20 protein-coding genes are annotated in these 23144 nt (G+C 29.0%); 15 read left to right on the plus strand and 5 right to left on the minus strand.

Translation table 11 applies throughout. The features are described 5' to 3' along the window. Positions 1-33 precede the first annotated feature (33 nt). Together map and BTO07_RS09795 are read left to right on the plus strand one after the other, a co-directional pair. The gene (gene map, locus BTO07_RS09790) at positions 34-843 is read left to right on the plus strand and encodes a type I methionyl aminopeptidase (RefSeq protein ID WP_087521051.1); all 810 of its coding nucleotides are present in this window, start codon (positions 34-36) and stop codon (positions 841-843) included. Between the two features lie 5 nt (positions 844-848). Beyond that, positions 849-1619, plus strand: a complete 771-nt coding sequence (locus tag BTO07_RS09795) for a class I SAM-dependent methyltransferase (protein ID WP_087521052.1) — start codon at positions 849-851, stop codon at positions 1617-1619. 4 nt (positions 1620-1623) lie between these two features. Here the strand turns inward: BTO07_RS09795 and BTO07_RS09800 are convergent, their stop codons facing one another. Continuing rightward, on the minus strand, positions 1624-2904 hold the full coding sequence (locus tag BTO07_RS09800) for a hypothetical protein (RefSeq protein ID WP_087521053.1): 1281 nt from the start codon (positions 2902-2904) through the stop codon (positions 1624-1626). A gap of 74 nt (positions 2905-2978) precedes the next feature. Then, positions 2979-3971: an FAD:protein FMN transferase gene (locus tag BTO07_RS09805; RefSeq protein WP_087521054.1), complete on the minus strand. Its 993-nt coding sequence runs from the start codon at positions 3969-3971 to the stop codon at positions 2979-2981. A 115-nt stretch (positions 3972-4086) separates the two neighbouring features. Between BTO07_RS09805 and BTO07_RS09810 the strand changes: the two genes are divergently transcribed. The 3 genes from BTO07_RS09810 (at position 4087) to BTO07_RS09820 (ending at position 6678) form a co-directional block, all read left to right on the plus strand. Further along, positions 4087-4935: an OmpA/MotB family protein gene (locus tag BTO07_RS09810; RefSeq protein WP_087521055.1), complete on the plus strand. Its 849-nt coding sequence runs from the start codon at positions 4087-4089 to the stop codon at positions 4933-4935. 93 nt (positions 4936-5028) lie between these two features. Beyond that, positions 5029-5748, plus strand: coding sequence for a 3-ketoacyl-ACP reductase (locus BTO07_RS09815; protein ID WP_087521056.1), 720 nt, complete (start codon positions 5029-5031; stop codon positions 5746-5748). Positions 5749-5925: 177 nt separating this feature from the next. Continuing rightward, the gene (locus BTO07_RS09820) at positions 5926-6678 is read left to right on the plus strand and encodes a hypothetical protein (RefSeq protein WP_087521057.1); all 753 of its coding nucleotides are present in this window, start codon (positions 5926-5928) and stop codon (positions 6676-6678) included. A gap of 122 nt (positions 6679-6800) precedes the next feature. On the opposite strand, the gene BTO07_RS09825 is transcribed toward BTO07_RS09820, so the two are convergent. After that, on the minus strand, positions 6801-6953 hold the full coding sequence (locus BTO07_RS09825; protein WP_232457006.1) for a hypothetical protein: 153 nt from the start codon (positions 6951-6953) through the stop codon (positions 6801-6803). A gap of 645 nt (positions 6954-7598) precedes the next feature. Between BTO07_RS09825 and BTO07_RS09835 the strand changes: the two genes are divergently transcribed. After that, a complete protein-coding gene (locus tag BTO07_RS09835) occupies positions 7599-8819 on the plus strand; it encodes a hypothetical protein (RefSeq protein WP_087521059.1) in 1221 nt (406 codons plus the stop codon). 4 nt (positions 8820-8823) lie between these two features. Here the strand turns inward: BTO07_RS09835 and BTO07_RS09840 are convergent, their stop codons facing one another. Both BTO07_RS09840 and BTO07_RS09845 read right to left on the minus strand, forming a co-directional pair. Continuing rightward, positions 8824-9189: a Na(+)-translocating NADH-quinone reductase subunit F gene (locus BTO07_RS09840; protein WP_087521060.1), complete on the minus strand. Its 366-nt coding sequence runs from the start codon at positions 9187-9189 to the stop codon at positions 8824-8826. A 2-nt stretch (positions 9190-9191) separates the two neighbouring features. Further along, the gene (locus BTO07_RS09845; RefSeq protein ID WP_087521061.1) at positions 9192-10544 is read right to left on the minus strand and encodes a DEAD/DEAH box helicase; all 1353 of its coding nucleotides are present in this window, start codon (positions 10542-10544) and stop codon (positions 9192-9194) included. A 101-nt stretch (positions 10545-10645) separates the two neighbouring features. On the opposite strand from BTO07_RS09845, the gene BTO07_RS09850 reads away from it, so the two are divergent. The 9 genes from BTO07_RS09850 (at position 10646) to BTO07_RS09890 (ending at position 23075) form a co-directional block, all read left to right on the plus strand. After that, the gene (locus BTO07_RS09850) at positions 10646-11410 is read left to right on the plus strand and encodes a TatD family hydrolase (RefSeq protein WP_087521062.1); all 765 of its coding nucleotides are present in this window, start codon (positions 10646-10648) and stop codon (positions 11408-11410) included. 10 nt (positions 11411-11420) lie between these two features. Continuing rightward, complete coding sequence (locus BTO07_RS09855) at positions 11421-11819, plus strand: NUDIX hydrolase (protein WP_087521063.1); 399 nt, start codon at positions 11421-11423, stop codon at positions 11817-11819. A 5-nt stretch (positions 11820-11824) separates the two neighbouring features. Further along, a complete protein-coding gene (locus BTO07_RS09860) occupies positions 11825-12319 on the plus strand; it encodes a methylated-DNA--[protein]-cysteine S-methyltransferase (protein WP_087521064.1) in 495 nt (164 codons plus the stop codon). A gap of 55 nt (positions 12320-12374) precedes the next feature. Then, positions 12375-15752, plus strand: a complete 3378-nt coding sequence (locus BTO07_RS09865) for a hypothetical protein (RefSeq protein ID WP_087521065.1) — start codon at positions 12375-12377, stop codon at positions 15750-15752. Positions 15753-15912: 160 nt separating this feature from the next. After that, the gene (locus BTO07_RS09870) at positions 15913-16212 is read left to right on the plus strand and encodes a hypothetical protein (RefSeq protein WP_157663320.1); all 300 of its coding nucleotides are present in this window, start codon (positions 15913-15915) and stop codon (positions 16210-16212) included. 71 nt (positions 16213-16283) lie between these two features. After that, on the plus strand, positions 16284-20603 hold the full coding sequence (locus tag BTO07_RS09875) for a CusA/CzcA family heavy metal efflux RND transporter (protein ID WP_087521067.1): 4320 nt from the start codon (positions 16284-16286) through the stop codon (positions 20601-20603). 2 nt (positions 20604-20605) lie between these two features. After that, complete coding sequence (locus BTO07_RS09880; RefSeq protein WP_087521068.1) at positions 20606-21742, plus strand: efflux RND transporter periplasmic adaptor subunit; 1137 nt, start codon at positions 20606-20608, stop codon at positions 21740-21742. A 215-nt stretch (positions 21743-21957) separates the two neighbouring features. Continuing rightward, positions 21958-22461 (plus strand): hypothetical protein, encoded by a 504-nt coding sequence (locus BTO07_RS09885; RefSeq protein ID WP_087521069.1) that lies wholly within the window; start codon positions 21958-21960, stop codon positions 22459-22461. Between the two features lie 263 nt (positions 22462-22724). Then, positions 22725-23075, plus strand: coding sequence for a toxin-antitoxin system YwqK family antitoxin (locus tag BTO07_RS09890; RefSeq protein WP_087521070.1), 351 nt, complete (start codon positions 22725-22727; stop codon positions 23073-23075). The last annotated feature ends 69 nt before the right edge of the window (positions 23076-23144 follow it).

Below are 23144 nucleotides of genomic sequence, written 5' to 3' on the forward strand. Positions count from 1 at the left end.
ATTATAGTAACTTTGCCGTTAAATTTTTTTAACATGATTAAGATAAAAACTAAAGAGGAAATAGAAATCATGCGCGAAAGTGCATTAATTGTTTCTAAAACGCTAGGTATGCTTGCTAAAGAAGTAAAACCTGGAGTTTCTACTTTATATTTAGACAAACTTGCCGAAGAATTTATTAGATCTGAAGGAGCTATTCCTGGTTTTTTAGGATTATATGATTTTCCAAATACACTTTGCATGAGTCCAAACTCTCAAGTTGTACATGGTATTCCTAATAAAAAACCTTTAATAGAAGGCGATATTATTTCTATAGATTGTGGTTCTAAAAAGAATGGTTTTTACGGAGATCACGCATACACATTTGCTGTTGGTGAAATTTTACCAGAAACTAAAAAACTTTTAGATGTAACTAGAGAAAGTTTATATGTTGGTATTCGCGAATTTAAAGCAGGAAATAGAGTTGGTGATGTAGGTTTTGCTATTCAAAACTTTACAGAGAAACACGGTTATGGAGTTGTTAGAGAATTGGTTGGTCATGGTTTAGGTAGAGAAATGCATGAAGATCCAGAAATGCCAAACTACGGAAAAAGAGGGAGAGGAAAAAAATTTACTGAAGGAATGGTTGTTGCCATAGAACCTATGACTAATTTAGGGACTCATAAAATTAGACAACATAGTGATGGTTGGACAATTACAACTTTAGACAACAAACCTTCAGCTCATTTTGAACATGATGTTGCAATTGTTAACGGTAAACCAGAACTACTTTCAACTTTTAAATACGTACACGAAGCTTTAGGTATTATTACTGATGAAGAAGATGAATTTAGAGCAGTTTTATAAGGCTTGTGTCTCTATTCAAATCCATATTAAATACAGTACCAAGACCTTGGTTGATAAAAGCTAGTTACCTAGTTAGACCAATCATTGCTTTTTCTTTAAAAGGTGATAAATTTACAGATCCTATTGATGGGAAATCTTTTCGTAAGTTTTTACCTTATGGATATGGTAAACAAAGAGAAAATGCACTTTCACCATCTACCCTTTCTTTAGAAAGACACCGATTAATGTGGTTGTTTCTAAGAGATGAAACTGATTTTTTTACATCAACAGAAAAACTAAAAACCTTACATATTGCTCCAGAACAATGTTTTTTAGACATCTTTAGAAAACAGAAAAACCTGGAGTATATTACATCTGACTTAGAATCTCCAATTGCAGATGTAAAAGCAGATATTTGCGACTTACCTTTTGAAGACAACTCTTTTGATATTGTTTTCTGTAATCATGTATTAGAACATATTATAGATGATACAAAAGCAATGCAAGAACTATGTAGAGTCCTCAAAAAAGGTGGATTTGGTATTTTTCAAATCCCACAAGATTTATCAAGAGAAAAAACTTTTGAAGATAATTCTATAACAGACAGAAAAGAACGTGCTAAAATATTTGGTCAATACGATCATGTAAGAGTTTATGGTAGAGATTATTTTGACAAGCTACGTTCTATAGGTTTTAAAGTTAATGAAATTGATTACACAAAAAAAATCGCTCCAGAAAAACTAGAACGATTTTGTTTAATGAAGAATGAAATTCTTCCTGTATGTTATAAAAAGTAATCTGTTACTTTTTGTTATTTCTTAAGAAGTCTGCCATTTTTTCTAGCTTTTCATTACCTAAAACAATAAAACCATCTTTCATCAGTTGGTAAGATCCATTAACTAACTTTACAACATTAATGCCTGCTGTATAAACTCCTGATTCATCTTTTGGTTCATTAACCTTAGTTCCGTTTTGATTTATCCACACCGTCTTATTATCTTTTATCGCTTGAAACTTATTGTTATAAAAAGCACCTATGTATTGGTAATTGGATGTAGCTCTTATAACATTTCCATCAACCGAACATAAAAATGAGTGAATTTTGTAATTATTATCTAAATATAATGGATAAATTCCTCCTCCTAAATGACCTCCAAAATTATACCAGATTTTGTTAATCTTTAATTCATCATCCTTATTATATTTATCAATAACATCATTCTTTTTTAAGCTTTTAAATAAATCTTGTTTATTGGCAACTTTCACATTTTTCTTTACGTTTAAATCGTACACCATTGGCTCATAAGAATTGTTTGGATAAGTTACCAACCTACCATTTCCTCTAGGCAACATTATTTTACCATAATGTGTAGAAATCGGATTGAAATCTGAGGGACTTGGTAGTAAAAAACCCGCTTTAGAATTAGAGTTAAAACAATAAACTTTAGTAGCTTCTTGCTCTTTATTTTTTAGGATAAAAAAACCATCAAAACTTAAAACATCTTGATATTCATCTGCTTTTACTAAAACCTCTCCTCTATCAGTAATTACCCCGTAATAATTATTAACTTTAAAAATTGCTAGATTATTTTTATTAAAAATATAAATACTATCGACTTTTAATGAAAGAGATTCAGATTTATTATTCCAAATAGTTTTTAGAGAATCTATTCTTTTCAACTCCTTTTCTTTCCTGATACGTTCCTCTTCTAACCTCTTATTTTCGGCTAATTGAGCTTCATATTCTTCATTAATATTAACATAGAGATCTAAAAATTCTAAATATTCTTCTGTTTTCTTATTCTTTTCTAAAACAAAATATTGTTTAGCTAAAGATAGAGCATCTGCAAAATTTCTTAATTCATAATGGATGAAAGCCCCTAACTTAGCAACTTTAGAAGAAGTAATAGTATCCATATACTTCATCGCTTTGTTAAAATGTACTAAAGAAAGTTCTACCTCTAAATTAGAAAGACTCTCTTGAGATCTTTTAATATAGACACTTGCAATGTCTTTGTTTGACTGAGCATTAGTGAATGCAAAAGTCATTAAGCATAAAAACGCTAAAAGTAGTTTTTTCATAATAATAGTAATTATCCCCAGGTTACAAAATGCAATATACCAAAAATACAGCGTAAATACAGAAACAAAAGTACCTACTTGTAAGTAATTGTCTTATATTCTTTTAAACCCCCATTTTTATCAACAAATAATAAAATAGCGTCAATATTTTTATGATTTTTTAAAAACTCTTTTGCTTTATCTAACCCCATTGCCATAAATGCAGTTGCATAAGCATCTACATCTGCACAATCTAAGCTAGCTACTACAGAAGCACTTAACAAATTACTTTCTTTTGCATAACCCGTTTTGGGGTTTATTGTGTGAACAAATTTTTGCCCATTTTTTGTTAATCTAAATTTTCTATAATTACCAGATGTAGCCATAGATTTATTTGATAAATTTATCTTTTTATAACCTTTAATCTCATCTTTTTTTAATGGATCTACAAGTTTAATAACCCAAGGAACATTATTCTCTTTAGTTCCTTTAGCACGAATTTCTCCTCCTATTTCAACTAAATAATTCGCTATTTTTTTACTACTCAAAAAACGAGCAACAACATCAATTCCAAACCCTTTTGCAATAGAATTAAAATCTAAATATATTTTAGAATCCTGTTTTACAACCCTTCTATTAACAATTTCTACTTTATCTAAACCAACAAGCTGCATTTGTTCATTTACTTCTTCACTTGTTAAATTTCTTTTTTCTCTATTCGGGCCAAATCCCCATGCATTTACCAAATTACCAACAGTTGGATCAAAATGTCCATTTGTTTCTTTATGTATTCTTTTCGATTTTTTAAAAACTTCTAAGAATAAATCATCAACAATAACTGTAGAATCTCCTTTATTAATTCTTGAAATATCTGAAGTAGGAATATAAGTTGACAGTGATTTATTCATTAAATAAAACAAACTATCTATAGATTTCTGATGATTTTCTGATGCATTTAAATACACTATTTTATAAGTTGTACCAAAAACATGTCCTTTTAAAATAAAGTCTTCAGCTTTTTGTTCTTTAGCACAAGATATAAAAAGCAATAAAATCGTAATAGAACCAACTATTTTTTTAAGTATCATTAGTTTGAAAATCAGATTACAAAAATAGTACATAAAGTTTTCATAAAATATCATTAATACTACTTTTTGTTAATCCATTTTGTTAAATTTGTCAACTGAATTTAATATTTAAACGATGAAAAAAATATCATTACTGTTATTAACTACTATTCTAGTAAGTTCTTGTGTTACAAAAAAAGAGTTTGTTGCTTTACAAGCTAAACATGATCAAACTAAATCTGAATTAGTAAATGTAAAAACAAATTTACAAAAGTGTTTAATTGAAAACGAAAAAGAATCTACTAAAGCTTTTGTATTAGGCGAACAAGTAAAGACTTTAAAAGAAGATAAAAAAGTAGCTTTAAAACAAGTTGAAAACTTAACTGTTTTAACTCAATCTTCTTCTGATAATATTAAAAATGTTATTTCTCAATTAAGTGAAAAAGATAAATATATTAATGGGGTAAGAAAAGCAATGACTCAAAAAGATTCATTAAATCTTGCTATTAAATACCACTTAACTAAAAATTTAACAGACGGAATTCAAGATAAAGACATTGAGGTAAATGTTGAAAAAACAGTTGTGTTTATATCTATTTCTGACAAGTTATTATTTAAAAGCGCAAGCTATAATGTAACTGAAGGAGCTTACACTGTTTTAGAGAAAATTGCGAAAGTAATTAACGCACAACCTAAAATGGAAGTTATGATTGAAGGACATACAGATTCTAGACCAATTAAAACTGAATTTTTACAAGACAACTGGGATTTATCTGCTAAAAGAGCTACTTCTATCACTAGAATTTTACAATATAAATTTGGTGTAAAACCAGAAAGATTAATTGCTGCTGCAAGAAGTCAATATGTACCATTAGTTGCTAATGACTCGCCAGAAAACATGTCAAAAAATAGAAGAACAAAAATCATTATCATGCCTAAATTAAATCAATTTTTTGATTTATTAGAGCAAGATGCTACGAAGTAATTTTTATTCAAAATAATATTTAAAAAACCATCTGAGATTCAGATGGTTTTTTTCATTTTTAACAAAAATTGTTATCAAAAAAAAGCAAAATAAATGAAAGATTTAAAAAATAAAAAAGCAATAATTACAGGTGGAGGAAGAGGACTTGGAAAAGCGACTGCAATAGCATTCGCAAAAGAAGGAATAGACGTTGCAATAACAGGTAGAAATGAAGCTGTTTTAAAAGAAACAGTTGCTGAACTAAAAGAGTTTGGCGTTAAAGCTATTTACTCAGTATTTGACGTTGGTAATTATGATGATGTTAAAGAAGGAATCAAGAATATTATAAATACATTGGGTAACGTTAATATTCTTGTAAACAATGCAGGAATTGCTGCTTTTGGTACTTTGAATGATATGGAAGTGAGCCAATGGTCTCAAATAATTCAAACTAACCTAATGGGAATGTATTATGTAACAAAAGAAGTTTTACCTTATTTAATTGACAATAATGAAGGTGATATTTTTAATATTGCATCTACAGCAGGATTAAGTGGTAACGCAACAACATCTGCTTATTCTGCTTCTAAATTTGCAGTTATTGGTATGTCTGAATCTTTAATGAAAGAGGTTCGTAAAAACAACATTAGAGTTTGTACATTAACTCCAAGTACTATTGCTTCTGATATGTCTATAGAATTAGGTATTGCAAATAAAGATTCTGAAGACAGTGTTTTACAACCAGAAGATTTTGCTGAATTAATAGTTACTGGCTTAAAATTACCAAGAAGAGCAATGCTTAAAGGAGCTTCTTTATGGTCTACAAATCCGTAATTACTTATAAGTACTTTATTACAATTGAAACAAAAACGAGGTATAAAATTGTTGAATAACACAATCTTTTACCTAATTTATTGTTACTTGACTTTCTCAAAAAAATCAACTAACTTCGTTTAAGTTCTGATATCAGTCATTAAAACAACGTCATATCATTATAGTTAGCAAATATTGATGAAGAAAATTCTCAAATATTATAAAGAAACATTAAAAATTGATTTGTCAGATTTAACTCATCCTATTTCTGTTAAAATTAATTCAATTCCTTATTCATCTAAAATTGATCAAAAAGTAAAAAAACATCATCTAAGAATATTTGGACTATCCTTAATGGATATTAAAGATTATGATGATAATATATACGATTTCTATTTAAAAAGAATCGTTAATAATTCAGATATTTCAATTCACGGACATATTTTTGAAATTAATCAATGTGCACATTTCATCAGAACTTCATCAGAAAACAAATTAGAATTCAAATTTGGAGATGCTAACCAAAATGAGCCAGACTTTATAGTTGAAAATATTGGATTTGAAATAACTTCAATTAGATTCTTAGAAAGCTCTGACAAATCAAATCCTGGAAGAAAACTATTAAATAAATTTATAAATAAGAACAAAAAAGAATATGCTAATGAAAATACAGTTTTAATAATTGACATAAATCAACCTTCTTATCATACTATAAAAAAAGAAAAACGAGTAGCTCCAACATTAGACGAAGTTAGAGAAATAATAAAAAAAGAGTCAAAATTTGGATTAGTTCTATATTTTATGGAGTGGATTGATAACGATAATGATAATGATAATCTATTATTTAAAGGAACTACCTATTCGGATTATTCTGAAAACTGCACTACTGAATTGAAAAGTCTAATGGAAAAGCATATTTATAAAGGAGATATTCTAATATCACCGAATTAAAAAAAAAATTGCTCCATTTAATGATTAGAGAAATCTGACAAACAAATAAACGAAATAACAAACATCGAAAAATTACGGTTTACCAACCGCAACTTTCCTTGACCTAAACCGTTAAACGAACCTTACTCCAAAATCTTTATAAAGTCTTCAAAAGCCACATAATAAGGTTGGTTTTTAAAAACAGGACTATCAACACTTTCTGCATTGGCAATTCCTACACTAGCAAACCAAAATTTTGCATTTTGTTTTATCGCATGGTTTTTAAAAGTTTCCATCCAAACAACATCATATTCAGTTGGGTTTTGAATATTGATAGGTTCTCCTTTTTTAAAGAAGAGTAAAAGAGATCATTATACTTAAATTAAATAATTTTTATTACTCATAAAATAACATCCTAGTATGCAACTTTCATTAAAAGTAATATATACAAATAAACCTTTTACACAAAAAAAAACTAAATTTGAACTATACCTGATATATTTTAATTGCTATGAGAAATCTTATTTTTTAATAGTTGCGAAAAAAAAGAAATACTTTTTTTTGAACTACAACTAGAAGAAATTAAAACAGACTTTAAAGAAAAAACCGAAACTATAGAAATTACATCTAATACCTCTTGGAATATAATTAACATTCCAGATTGGGTTTCTTTTAATACAACGCAAGGTTCTGGCAACTTTAATTTAGAAATAAACTTTTCTAAAAATTCTAAATCAACAAATGGTGAGGTTGAATCTAGAACTGCAGAAGTACTTTTTGTAACTGAAACAAAGATTACTACTTTAGTTATAACACAACATCCTTATTATGATGATAGATATTTAACAACAACTTCCCCCAAAGAATACACTCTAAGTTTTGATTCACAAACAATAATATTAGAAATATCATCAAATGCTGCTTGGACTCTATCAGATTATATGCCCGATTGGATTATTGTCTCACCAAAAACAGGTAATGGAGATAATGTACAAGTTACACTAAATCTTCTTGAGAATAAAACAAATGAATCTAGAGAATGGTTTGTAAAATTTGACATTGAAAACCCACATGTTTTAGGTTTTACTTTTCATCAAAACGCTCAACCAATAATAAAATCTTGGGAATTAATTACACAAAACACGAATTTTACAACTCCAAGAGGCTTTAACTTTTCTTTTGATAAAAATGATATTCCTTTTTTCGGCTATAGCAGTAGTCAAATTGGAAGTGACGCTTATTTTTATAAATATGAAGACAACAATTGGAACTCTAATGGAACTTTTGAAGGTCTTTCCTTAAAAACTGTATTTACCAAAGATAATATACCTTATACTTTCTATGTTAATTCTTCTCCAGGATCTAACCAAGGATTTGCTTCACTAAAAAAATATGTAAATAACACATGGGAAATAGTTGCAAATGATATATCTAATAATAAAGTTAACTATTTAGATATCACAGTAGATAGTAATGATAATATCTATATGTTATATGAACAAGAAAAAGAGAATCAATCTGGAAGCCGTAATAAAATTATTGTTAAAAAATATGATGGTACAAATTTTACAATTGTTGGACAAGAAGGTTTTTCTAATTATGATGCAAAATACTGTAAAATAGCTGTTGATTCTCAAGACAAAATATATGTAGCTTACAGTGATTCTGGTTTTGGCAAGAAAATAATAGTAAGAAAATTTAATGGAACATCGTGGGATTTTATTGGGAATCAGGTAGGTTTTTCAGAAGGCGAAGTACTAAACATACAACTTGGTTTCGATATGAATGACACCCCTATTGTTGGGTACTTTGATAATCGTTATAATTATGATCTTAAAGTTCAAAAATTAAACAATGATAATTGGGAAACTTTGGGTGATTTAGGTAGTGGAAATCAAAATGGATATAGTATGAGCATGTCTGTATTTGAAAACACTCCTTACATAGCAATACTCAAACAAAGTGGAATAGTTGTTGTTAAAAAATTTACAAATTCTAATTGGGAAGATATTGGAGAAATAGAGGATGATATAACCGATTATTATAAAGATGGAGTTGCTAAAGTAATTTTAAAAACCAACCCAAGTAATGGTAAACCCTATATTGCGTTTGAAGAAAAAGGCGGTGCATATTCTATAAATGTTATAAAATATAACAAATAATATTCTACTCCAAAATCTTTATAAAGTCTTCAAAAGCAACATAATAAGGTTGATCTTTAAAAACAGGACTATCAACACTTTCTGCATTGGCAATTCCTACTCCTGCAAACCAAACTTTTGCATTTTGTTTTTTCGCATGGTTTTTAAAAGTTTCCATCCAAACAACATCATATTCAGTTGGGTTCTGAATGTTACTAGATGCTTTTACCAAGACAAAAATAGTAGGTTCTCCTTTTTTGAATAATACATATTGAGGATGTCTTTTTAACTGACTATTTATAGCCTGAAACTCATAACCCATTTTTACAAGCTTCTTACCAACAATGTTCATTGCTAAATTATGCAACTCTTGTGCTGTTAAAATCTGCATTACTATTTCTTCTTATTTCTTTTATTATAATTTTTATCCCCTCTAGTTCTAGGCTTCTTATATTTTGCGGCTATTTCTCTTCTATAAGAACCACCTCTATTAACCTGACTGTTCTTCTCACTTTTTTCGTGAAATGCTGGTCCAGGAACGTATTCTAATGAAGTTCTATTTTTAGAAATCCCTTGATCTTCTCTTGGGCGTTCATCTTCAGTTAATAGCTCAGAAATTTCTATTTCTTCAGGAAGTTCTAAAACCGGAATTTCATATTTCATCAACTTTTCAATTTCTCCTTTTGATTCTTGCTCTTTCGGAGTTGAAAATAAAATTGTTTTACCTGCTTTTTCTGCACGACCAGTTCTACCAATTCTGTGCATGTAATTTTCAGGAAATTCTGGTGTATCAAAGTTAATAACATGAGAAACTTTATCGAAATCTAAACCACGAGCCATTACATCTGTAGCCAATAAAATTCGATTCTTTCCTTCATCAAACTGTCTTATAGAACGAATTCTATAATTCTGAGTTTTATTAGAGTGAATGATACACATTTCGTCATTAAATGCTTCTTGCATATGTTCAAACAACAAATCTGCAGTTCTTTTAAAACCAACAAAAATTAATACTTTATGAAAAGTTTCTTTATCGTTTAAAAGGTCATGTAACAAATTTACTTTCGTGAAAAAGTTAGGTATGTTATAAGAAATTTGCTCTATATTATCTAATGGAGTTCCACTAACTGCAACAGATATTTTTTCAGGTTTTTTAAAGAAATCGTAAATTAAAGCATCTACATCTTCTGTCATCGTTGCAGAAAACAAAACATTTTGTCTTCTATCTGGAAGCACGTCAAAGATATTCATCAACTGAAAACGGAATCCTAAATCTAACATTACATCTACTTCATCAATTACTAATTTCTGAATAGACTTCAACTTTAAAGCATTGCTCAAAGCCAAATCATACAAACGACCAGGAGTCGCAACAATAATATCTTGACCTTGTAAAATTGATTGTTTTTGAGTGTTGATGTTTGCACCACCATAAACTCCTAAAACACGTGTATTAATATATTTTGATAATTGTTCTATCTGTTCAACTACCTGTAAAACCAACTCACGAGTTGGTACTAACACCAAAACTCTTGGATGTTTTTGCTTAGAAAATGGCAAATCTTGTAAAATAGGCATCATGTAGGCAAAGGTTTTACCTGTTCCTGTTTGCGCAATTCCTACAACATCTTTACCTGATCTTACTACTGAAAATGCTTGTTCCTGAATTGGAGTTGCATTCACAAAGCCCAAATCATCAACAGCATATTGTAATTGAGTAGAGATACCTAAATCTTGAAAAGTCATTCTTAATATTTTTCTGCAAAGGTACGCTTTATAAAACGCTAAACAATAGCCCTTTTCAGTAAGAATATTTAGTAGTTTTGCAATAGAAATTTTTACAAGAAATGATTACAGATACACATACCCATTTATATTCTAGTCAGTTTGAACAAGACCAAGCAGAAACAATCCAACGTGCTAAAGACGCTGGTGTTTCACGTTTTTTTATTCCCGCGATAGATTCTTCTTACACAGAAAGCATGATGAAGATTGAAAAAGACTTTCCTAATGATGTTTTTTTAATGATGGGCTTGCATCCTACTTCAGTAAAAGAAAATTACCTAGAAGAATTAGCGCATGTTAAAGAATGGATTGATAAAAAGGACTTTTACGCTATTGGCGAAATCGGAATTGATTTATATTGGGATAAAACGCTTTTAACACAACAACAAGAAGCTTTTAGAACTCAAATTAAATGGGCAAAAGAAAAAAAATTACCTATAGTTATTCATTGTAGAGATGCTTTTGATGAAATTTTCGAAGTATTAGAAACTGAAAAAGGGGATGATTTAAGAGGGATTTTTCATTGTTTTACAGGAACTTTAGAACAAGCAAAACAAGCAATTTCTTACAATATGAAATTAGGAATTGGTGGTGTTGCTACTTTTAAAAATGGAAAAATTGATAAATTTTTAAATGAAATTGATTTAAAACACATCGTTTTAGAAACGGATTCTCCTTATTTAGCGCCAACTCCATACAGAGGAAAAAGAAACGAAAGTGCTTATATTACAAACGTAGTTGATAAATTAGTTGACATTTATGGACTTTCTTTCAACGAAATTTCAGAAATTACTACTCAGAATTCAAAAGACGTTTTTGGAATATAAATAATACTTGATGAGGGAAATTGATAAAATTGCTTTTATAGAATTAAGAAACGGGAAAATTTTAAGTTCTAAATCTAAAGGGAAAAATAAATTTTATATTCCTGGAGGGAAAAGAGAAAAAGAAGAAACAGATCGAGAAACTTTAATTAGAGAAGTTAAAGAAGAACTAAGTGTTGATATTATTGCTAGTTCTATTAAATATTTTGGAACTTTTTCAGCACAATCTGATGGTGATAAAGAAGGAGTAATTGTTAAAATGACTTGCTACAAAGCAACATTTACGGGTCAATTAAAAGCAAATAACGAAATAGAAGTGTTAAAATGGCTAGACTCTTCTAACCTTGAAATAATTTCTGAAGTCGACAAAAAAATATTTCATCATTTAAAAGAAAACAAAGAATTAAAATAAAATTTTTGGATACACAAACCACATATTACAAAACACCAATTGGCACTGCAAAAATTGTAGGTGATGAAAACGGAATTCAATCTGTTTCTGTTTTAGATGAAGACTTCTCGACTGCGCTCGAAGTGACAGAATCTGATATTCCTGAATGTTTGCAAGAATGTGTAACTCAATTAGAAGACTATTTTGAAGGTAAAAGGAATGATTTCGACTTAAAATTAAATCCACAAGGAACTACTTTTCAGAAAAGAGTTTGGGATGAATTATTGAATATTCCTTATAATAAAACGAGAACTTATTTAGAACAAAGCAAGGCTTTGGGAGATGTAAAAGCCATAAGAGCAGTTGCTTCTGCAAATGGTAAAAACCCAATTTGGATTATTATTCCTTGTCATAGAGTTATTGGTTCTGATGGTTCTTTAACTGGTTATGCAGGCGGAATTTGGCGTAAAAAATGGTTATTAGCACATGAGAATCCTGTAAAACAGCAATCACTGTTTTAATTTTTATTCCAAATATTAAAAAACATATTTTTGCGTTAAGAATGTATCACTTCTTATGATTCAAAGAATTCTCTTTTTCTTATTGCTGTTTATTGGGTTTACGATCCAATCTCAAACAATATCTAAAGATTTTAGTGTTAAGAATATTTTGGTTAAAAAAGACACAATTCAATTAGATTCCGTGGCTTTAAATCCTCAGAAATTTAAAGTCTTAGATACTTTCCTAAAAGTAATTCCTTCATCAGCATATAAAATTGATTATAGCAATGCTATTTTAATTATCAACTCGAAAAAATATGCTGAAATTACCGTTGAGTATTTTAGACTTCCAGATTTTATTACAAAAATTTACACTCCTTTTAATGACAAGTTTATTTTACCAAACGGAACAAATACTGGTAAATTATATAGCTTAACTACCAATAAAAAAGCATCAGAAATAAAACTCTTTGAAGGCTTACAAACAAAAGGTTTTATTAGTAGAGGAATTACTTCTGGAAACAATCAAAACGCAGTAACAAACTCTGCTTTAGATTTAGAAATATCAGGAAAACTATCTAAAGACGTTACTTTAAGAGCTAATATTTTTGATACAAATATTCCTGTTCAAGAAAATGGATATTCACAAAACATTACAGATTTTGATCGAATTTTTATTGAAATGTTTACTGATAATTGGCGTGTAAAAGCAGGTGATATTTCTTTACAAAATTCTGATAGTTATTTTATGCCTATTAGCAAACAAATTGCAGGTTTAAGAGTAGAAGCTTCTATTAATGAAAACATAAAAGTCGCTGCTTCAGGCGCAGTTGTAAGAGGAAAATTTAATAGTTATAGAGTTACAGGAAGCGAAGGAAACCAAGGTCCATATAAAATTTATGGTGTAAATAATGAGTCTGCAATTTTAATTATTGCTGGCAGTGAAAAGGTTTATATAAACGGAATTCAAATTGAACGTGGAGAAAGCAATGATTATACTATTGATTATAATCTAGCTGAAATTACTTTTAATACAACATATCCTATAACAAACGATATGAGGATTGCTGTAGAGTTTCAATATGCAGATAGAAATTATACACGATTTGTAACTTATGAGGAAGCAACCTATAAAAGTGAAAAACTAAATATCAGCGCCTATTTTTATAATGAAAACGATGCTAAAAATCAACCTTTACAACAAAGTCTAACTGATGATCAGAAACAAATTTTAGCAAATGCTGGAAATGATACTGATTTAATGGTTGCAGAAAGCGCTTTTCTAGATGCTTTTGATGAAAATAAAATAGGCTACAAAAAAGTACTTAATGGTGTTGTAGAAAATTTCGAATATTCTAATAACCAAACTGACGAACTCTATTTTGTAACCTTTACAAATGTGGGTTCAAATAATGGTGATTATCAATTAGACAGAAGCACTGCAGTTGGTAACGTTTATGTTTATGCAGGCGTAAATTTAGGTAGCTATAGCCCAATTATTAAATTAGCACCTCCAACAAAACAGCAAACGTTTGTTTTAAAATCTAATTACGATTCTACTAAAAAAACTGAAATAAACACTGAAATAGCGATCAGTAATAATGATGCAAATTTATTTTCTACAATAGATGATGCGAACAATGTTGCTGTTGCAGCAAAAGTAAATTGGCAACAAATTTTAATTGACAAGGAGTGGCAATTAAAAAGTGCTATTTCTCACGAATTTGTTCAGAATAATTTTAAAACTGAAATGAGATGGGAATCTATTGAATTTAATAGAGATTGGAATATCTTAACAAATAATGCTACCAAAAATTATTTTCAATCAGAATTTTCGCTTCAAAATAAAAAGAATGATTTTGTTTTATATCGATATAACAACCTAAGTTATCTGAATACGTTTAACGGAAGTAAACACGAATTACAGTCTAAAATGAAGCTAAATAAGACTTCTTTTTATATTGACGGAAGCTTTTTAACAAACACCTCAACTACAGAAGACAACTCCTTTTTTAGAGCAAAAGCGAAAGCTGAACAAAATTTTAATAAAAAATGGTTAGGTGCTTTTATCAATTTTGAAACAAACAGCAGAAAAAACGGTACAACACAAGAATTTATAAATACAAGTCATCGTTTTAAAGAGGTTGAAACGTATTTTGGTATTGGAGACAGCACAAATGTCTTTGCTAAATTCGGTTTTAATTATAGAAACAATGATAGTATTAAATCGAATGCTTTTACTGAAATTAACAATAGAAAAACACTTTATTTAAACAGTAAACTGATACAAAACAAAAAAACGAGTTTAAGCATTTTTGCTAATTATAGACTTACAGAAAACAAGTTTACAGATGATGAAAAGTCTCTAAACTCTAAAGTAGTTTTTAATCAGAAGTTATTTAATAATTTTATCAATCTAGGAACTGTTTATGAAACCTCATCTGGAAATATTGCTAGACAAGAATATATTTATATAAAGACAGAACCTGGTTTAGGGTATTATACTTGGATCGATTATAACAGTGATGGAATTAAAGATTTTGATGAATTTGAAGTTGCTGAATTTCAAGATCAAGCAGAATATTTACGTTTACCAAAACCTAACTTGCAATTTATTGCTACACAGAGAGCAAAATTCACCCAATCTTTAAGTTTAAATCCTAGAGTTTGGTCTTCTAAAAAAGGATTTCGAAAAATGCTTTCTCATTTTTACAATCAGAGTTTTTTAAGCGTAGAAAATGAACAAGAAAGAATTGGAAATTCTTTTAATTTCAACCCTTTTGATTTTGATGAAAATAAATTAATTGGTCTTAGTTTTAATATCAGAAATAGTATTTATTTCAACAAAAACCTTCAGAAACACAGTGTTACTTATACATTTGGGAAGAACAGAAATAAACAACAATATTTTATCGGAAGTCAAGAAAACAACATCAAACTACATCAAGTAGATTATGCTCATAAATTTGCTTCTTTCTGGTTGTTTGAGTTGATGGGAAAAAATTCTGAGAATGATTTAGAAACTGAAAATTTCAACAATAGAAATTATACGATTCATACAAATGAGATTCAGCCAAAAATCAGTTTTCTATACAATGAGAACAATCGACTTACAGCTTTTTATCATTTTAAGAACAAAGAGAATCTGTTGCAAGATTTCGAACAATTAAATCAACAAAAATTCGGAGTTGAATATTTTTACATCAGCAGTAAAAAGAATCAAATTTCTGCCAATATAAATGTATTTTTAAATGATTTTACTGGAAACACAAACACGCCTGTTGCCTACCAAATGTTAGAAGGTTTGCAATCAGGAAAAAATTATACTTGGTCTGTTTTATTCAACCAAAAATTAAATCCTTTCTTAAATCTGAATTTAAATTACCTTGGAAGAAAGAGCGAAAATTCAAAAACCATACATACAGGAAGTATACAATTAAGAGCTATTTTTTAAAAGTTAAATATCTTCTTATGTAACAATTATTTCATTTAGAATTAAAAAAAAATCTTTACTTTGTAGTATAATGATGAAATTCACTGCAATACTATTATCAAATTTAATTCTCTTTCAGAGTCTTAATATTGATTTGGATTTTTTTCCAAAAATAAAAGTATTGCTAGAGCACGCCCAATATCATCAAGATAAATATGGCGATACCTTTCTTGAGTTTTTAAGTGAACATTATGGAGAAAAGGAACTTTCATCTACCACAGAACATAAAGAACACAAGGATTTACCTTTCAAAAAAAGTTCACAAACGTGTAATCATCTCATTTCTGATTTCAATTTCAGTAACACTTTTTTTGAGTTAAAAACTCAAATGGTATTAAACGTAAGACCCAACTATTTTTATACAGATTCTTTCTCATTTCACGAAAAACCCTCTGTATTTCAACCTCCAAAATTAGCATAATTCACCACTGATTAAAATCATTTATTAACAAGCTATTTCTCAATAGCTTACAATGTTTTAATATACGAATAATGTTAGAAAAAATCATCTACTTAAGCTTAAAAAACAAGCTACTTGTTTTCATTTTCACTATTTTTATTATTGGTTTTGGAATTTTCTCATTAACCCAAATTCCTATTGGTGCTGTTCCAGATATTACCAATAATCAAGTACAAGTAATTACGACTTCTCGTAATTTATCTACGCAAGATGTAGAACAATTTATTACCTATCCTGTAGAATTAGAAATGGCTAATTTACCAGGTGTAGAAGAAATTAGATCTGTTTCAAAATTTGGATTATCTGTTGTAACCATTGTTTTTGAAGACAATATGGGCACATATTTACCTAGACAACTAATTGCTGAAAAAATTAAATCTGCTTCTGAGAAAATTCCTGAAGGTTTTGGAACACCAGAAATGGGACCAATTACAACAGGTTTAGGTGAAATTTATCAATATATTTTAGATGTAAAACCAGGTTATGAAAACCGTTATTCGGCTACAGAGTTAAGAACCATTCAAGATTGGATTGTTAAGCGTCAATTATCCGGAATTTCTGGAGTAGTTGAAGTCAATACTTGGGGAGGATTTTTAAAACAATACGAAGTTGCCATCAACCCAAATAAGTTAAATGCGATGCATATTTCTGTTTCGGAAATTTATAATGCATTAGAAAAAAACAACAGTGTTGCTGGTGGTGGATATATAGAAAAAACAAATCAAGCATTTTTTATTCGTGGAGAAGGTTTGATAAAATCTTTGGAAGATGTTGGTAATATTGTGGTTAAAAATGATGGAACTCCAATTTATATAAAAGACATTGCCAAAGTTGGTTTTGGTAGCGCAACTCGTTTTGGAGCTATTACAGGAAATGGTCAAGGAGAAAAAGTTCTTGGTCAGGTTATGATGCTTAAAGATGGTAACTCCAAAGCAATTATTGATGCCGTAAAAGAACGTGTTGCTTCCATACAAAGTAGTTTGCCAGAAGGCGTTTACATTAATGGTTTTTTAGAGCGTAGCGAGTTAATTGATAAAACCACATTTACCGTTTCAGAAAATTTAATTTTAGGATCGCTAATTGTCATCTTTGTTGTTGTTTTATTATTAGGAAATCTACGTTCTGGCTTAGTGGTTGCATCTGTGATTCCATTAAGTTTATTATTCACTATTTCTTTGATGAATATTTTTGGAATCGATGCTAATTTAATGAGTCTTGGAGCTATCGATTTTGGAATTATTATTGACGGAGCAGTTATTATTGTAGAGTTTATTGCATTTAGAATCATAAAAGAAAGTGACAAACTAAAATTACTCGAAAAAGAAGTTAAACAAGAAGAAATTGATGCAATTACATTAAAAAGTGCTTCAAAAATGATGAATTCTGCCATTTTCGGGCAATTAATCATTTTAATCGTTTTCATTCCTATTTTATCTTTAAGTGGTGTAGAAGGCAAAATGTTTAAACCAATGGCTTTAACATTTAGTTTTGCTTTGGTTGGCGCTATGTTACTCTGTTTAACTTATGTTCCTGTGGCTTCTTCACTGTTTCTAAAACCGAGTAAACCTAGTGATAAAAACATTTCTGTACGTTTAATGAAAATTTTAAACTCTTGGTACAAACCTTCTATACATTGGGCGTTAAAACATAAAAAAACGGTAATTAGTTTAGCTGGAATCTTATTAATATCAAGTATTTTCTTGTTTAGTAGAATGGGAGGCGAATTTGTGCCCACTTTAGATGAAGGAGATTTTGTAATTCAACCTGTATTAAAAACAGGAACTTCACTTGGCAAAACCATTGAAATCACCACTAAAATAGAACAAATTCTATTAGACAATTTCCCAGAAGTAGATCAAGTAGTTAGTAGAATTGGTGCAGCAGAAGTACCAACAGACCCTATGTCTATGGAAGAAAGTGATGTAATTATCAAACTAAAACCAAAAAGTGAATGGGTTTCTGCAAAAAGTAAAGACGAATTAGCAGATAAGTTTAAAGAAGCCTTATCGATAATTCCAGATATGGAAGTCGAATTTACGCAACCTATAGAAATGCGTTTTAATGAATTAATTACAGGAGTTAGAGCAGATGTTGCTATCAAAATATTTGGTGAAGATTTATCTGTTTTAGCTGCAAAAGCAGATGAAGTAAAAGCAATCATTAAAGATGTGCAAGGTGCATCTGACATTATTATTGAAAAAGTAGAAGGTCTACCTCAAATGAGTGTCACCTTCAATAGAAGTAAAATTGCGCGTTATGGTCTAAATATTTCTGATGTAAATCAATTAATTACAATGGGTTTTGCAGGAGGAACCGTTGGTAATGTTTTTGAAGGTGAAAAGCGTTTTGATTTAGTAATTCGTTTAGATCAAAATAACAGAAAAAACTTATCAAGTCTTCAGCATTTATATGTTGATACTCCAAGTGGAAATAAAATTCCTTTAAGCGAATTAGCAGAAATAAAATATACAACAGGACCTGCAAAAATATCGAGAGACGATACCAAACGTCGTATTGTGGTTGGTGTTAATGTAAGAAATCGAGATTTACAATCTGTTGTAGATGATGTTAAAACTATTATTGATAGTAAACTTAAATTGCCTGTTGGCTATACAATTACTTATGGTGGGCAATTTGAAAATTTACAAAGCGCGAAGGCTCGTTTAAAAGTTGCAGTACCAATTGCATTAGCCTTAATATTTCTACTACTCTACTTTGCTTTTGGTTCTATAAAGGAAGCTTTGCTAGTGTATTCTGCTATTCCGCTTTCTGCTGTTGGTGGGGTATTATTGTTGTGGTTACGCGATTTGCCTTTTAGTATTTCTGCAGGTGTTGGTTTTATTGCATTATTTGGTATTGCAGTATTAAACGGAATTGTTCTAATAGAGCATTTTAAAGAACTTAAAGAAGAAGGAATGGATGATATTGAAGAACGTATAAAACGAGGAACAGCAGAACGTTTAAGACCTGTTTTATTAACAGCAGCAGCAGCAGCTTTAGGTTTTTTACCAATGGCAATTTCTACAAATGCTGGTGCAGAAGTTCAACGTCCGTTAGCAACGGTAGTTATTGGTGGTTTAATTACAGCAACTGTTTTAACGTTAATTGTTTTACCAGTATTATATGCTTGGTTTGAAGAGAAAAAATCAATCAAAATAAATAAAACGGCTATCATAACTATTATTGGTTTCTTATCTGTAGTTAATATAAATGCACAATCTAAATTAACCGTTGAAGAAACATTGACTTTGGCTATTAAAAATAATGCAAGTTTAAAAGCGTCTAATTTAAAAATTGATGAAAGCAAAGCTTTGATTGGAAGTGCTTTTAGTTTTGATAAAACTTCTATTTACTATAATTATGACGAAAATAATTTAGCGACAAACAATCTGCCTTTAAAAATATTTGGTATTGCCCAAGATTTTAAATTTCCGACAGTTTATTTTGCTGATAAAAAGGTAAACAAAGTAAAAGTTAGTATCGAAGAAACTAATTATAACATTCAAATTTTACAAATTAAAAAAGCAGTTTATGCTAATTATTATCAACTGAGCTATGTTAAGAATAAAGCTGAAACGTATCGATTTTTAGATAGTTTGTTTCAAGATTTTGCAAAAAAATCAGCACGTAAATTTGAATTAGGTGAAACTAATTATTTAGAAATGATTACCGCAAAATCTAAACAAAAACAGTTAGAAACTATTTATAAACAAGCTGTTCAGGAGATTTTATTTTCGACAGCACAATTAAAAAGTATCGTACAAGTTGATACCTTAAATATTTTAGATGAACCTCTTCAAAAATTAGAAGTACAAAATATCTCGACTAAAGATAATTTAGGAATTCAGTATTTTGAAGATGCTAAAAACTATCAAAATGCTTTGTATAAAAAAGAGAAGCAAAGTTTATTACCAGATATTAGTTTAGAATATTTTCAGGGTACAAACGACCTCATAAAAAATACTGTTAAAGGATATCAAATAGGATTAAAAATACCTTTATTTTTTAATGGAAATACTTCAAAAATAAAAGCTTCAAAAATTTCTGAAAATATTATTTTAGAACAACAGAAAGATTACAGAGTGAAGTTAGCATCTGAGTACAATGCTCTTTTAGCAACTTTACATCAATATGAAGAAGCTATAAATTACTACGAGAATCAAGGAAAAAATCTTAAAAACGAAATTATAAAAACAGCTAATCGTACTTTTAAAGAAGGTGAAATTGATTTTTTTCAATACATCCAAAGTTTAGAAACCGCTAAAGATATTGAGCTCTCTTATCTAGACAATTTAAACGCGTACAATCAAACTGTTATCAATATTAATTATCTTATTTTAAATACTTTTTAAAGATGAAAAACATATATATACTCTTATTTTCATTACTTTTTTTTGCTTGTGGAAATACAGAACAAAAAGCAGAAACTGTTGAAGAAACTGCTATAAATAGCAATCAAATTAAAATTAGCGCTCAACAATTTAAAGGTGAAGGTATGCAATTAGGTGAGCTTTCTGAACAAACTTTTAATACGGTTATAAAAGTTAGTGGAATGATAGATGTTCCGCCAGAAAACAAATCTAGCATCAGTACATTTGTTGGTGGATATGTAACTAAATTTCCGCTTTTAATTGGTGATAAAGTTAAAAAAGGGCAATTAGTCGCTAGTTTAGAAAACACAGAATTTATTGAGATTCAACAAGAATATTTAGAAATTTCTGCACAACTCAATTTTCTAAAGAATGAGTATCAAAGACAAAAAACCTTGTTTGATGAAAAAATTACATCACAAAAAAACTATTTAAAAGCAGAAAGCACATATAAAGTTAGTTTGGCAAGTTATAACGGATTGCGTAAGAAGTTACAAATGATGAACATCAATCCAAATGCTGTAGATCAAGGACAAATAACTTCAACTATAAATTTATATGCACCCATTAGTGGTTATGTTACAAAAGTAAATGTAAGTAATGGCTCTTTTGTTTCTTCATCAAGTGAACTTTTAGAAATTATAAACACAGATCATATTCATTTAGAATTAGCTGTTTTTGAGAAAGATGTTTTAAAAATTAAAAAAAATCAAAAAATTGAATTTAAAATACCAGAATCATCAGATAAAACTTTTGATGCATCTGTGCATTTAGTTGGTACCTCTATAAATACTGACAGAACTATTAAGGTTCATGGTCATATTAATGATGAGGAAAGCAATAATTTTATTTCAGGAATGTATATTGAAGCAGCTATTATTTGTGAATCAAAAAAAGAAATATCATTACCAAAAAACGCTATTAAAAAAAGTGGAGATATTTATTTTGCTTTGGTTTTAAAAGAACAAAAGGAGGATTATTATGTATTTAAAAAAGTAAAATTAGACATCGGGTTGCAAGATGAAAACTACATACAAGTAGTAAATTATAGTTTACTCGAAAACAAAAAGATACTTACCAAAGGTGGCTTTATGTTGTCAAATGATTTTAATGAAGATTAAATTTCTTTTATTTTACATTTGAATTTAATCAACTTACAGTAAAATTATTATGTTACAATTCAACCAAAAAAAAATACTTTATAACATCTGAATTTAAATTATTTAGACAGAAAGAGTGAAAATTCAAAAACCAAACACACAAGAAGTATACAATTGAGAGCATTTTTGTATGTTTGCAGCATATTATTATAAGTAATAAAACGCTATACTCAAAAATGAAAAAATTATTTTTAGCTTTCGGAATTTTAATTAGTTCTCTAGCCTACTCACAACAAGAAATTAAATTAGACATTGCTGATGCCTTAATTATAAGGAGCATTGAGTTTTCTTATGAAAACTATTTAACCGAAGATTCTTCTTTTGGTATTTCTGCACTTTTTAATTTAGCAAAGCAAGATATTACTTTTAGATATAATGAAAATACAATGATTACACCTTATTATCGTCATTATTTTTCTACGAACGAACAATGGAACTTTTTTGGTGAAGGGTTTATTGGGATCAATTCCGGTAAAACAGAAGTTACTAATTTAGGAGGTAGTGGTGTTTCTTATAAAAAATATACAGATGGCGCTTTAGGAGTTGCTGTTGGAACTAAATATGTTGCTTCTGGTGGTTTAATCATTGATTTATACGCTGGAGTTGGAAGAAACTTATTCGGTACAGACTCTCCTATTTTAGTTCCAAGATTAGGACTAAATGTTGGTTGGAGATTCTAAAGATCTCAATTATATATTAAAAATCCTCCTGAAATAGATAATTTCAGGAGGATTTTTTGATTTTATCAATAAGTTCTTCTAATCTTTTTCATTTCCAATGTTAAGCTTTCAGGTCTAAAAACAACCTAAAAAACTGTTTTACAGTAACTTATGTTTATTTTACTCCTTATCAATGTTAATTTAATGTTACCTAATAGTGTTTTTAATGTAATTTATCGGTATATTTGTGTAAGCAGAATGTTAATTACTAAAAACAAAAGACCATGAAAAAAGCAATTTTACTCGCAATATTATTTATATCAGCCTTAGGATTTTCACAAGAAAAAGAAACAACTTTTGAAAGAGATGGTGATTTAGTGAAAGCTACTTACTATTTTGATAACGGAGATGTTAAAGTTCAAGGTTTTTTTAAAGACAAAAAATTAACTGGTATTTGGACTAGTTTTGATAAGAAAGGAAATAAAACCCAAATTGCGCAATATAAAGAAGGTAAGAAAACTGGAAAATGGTTTGTTTGGAATAAAGAATCTTTAAAAGAAATTACTTACAATAATAATACTGTTGTAGGTGTTAAAGATTGGAGAGCTGAAACTAAACTAGCCTTTAACAACTAGGAATTAAAAAAATATATCAATAAAAAAAGCAGGCTTAATAGCCTGCTTTTTTATTTAAAAATATAATTA

It is taken from the genome of Polaribacter sp. SA4-12 (assembly GCF_002163675.1).
Lineage (GTDB): Bacteria > Bacteroidota > Bacteroidia > Flavobacteriales > Flavobacteriaceae > Polaribacter.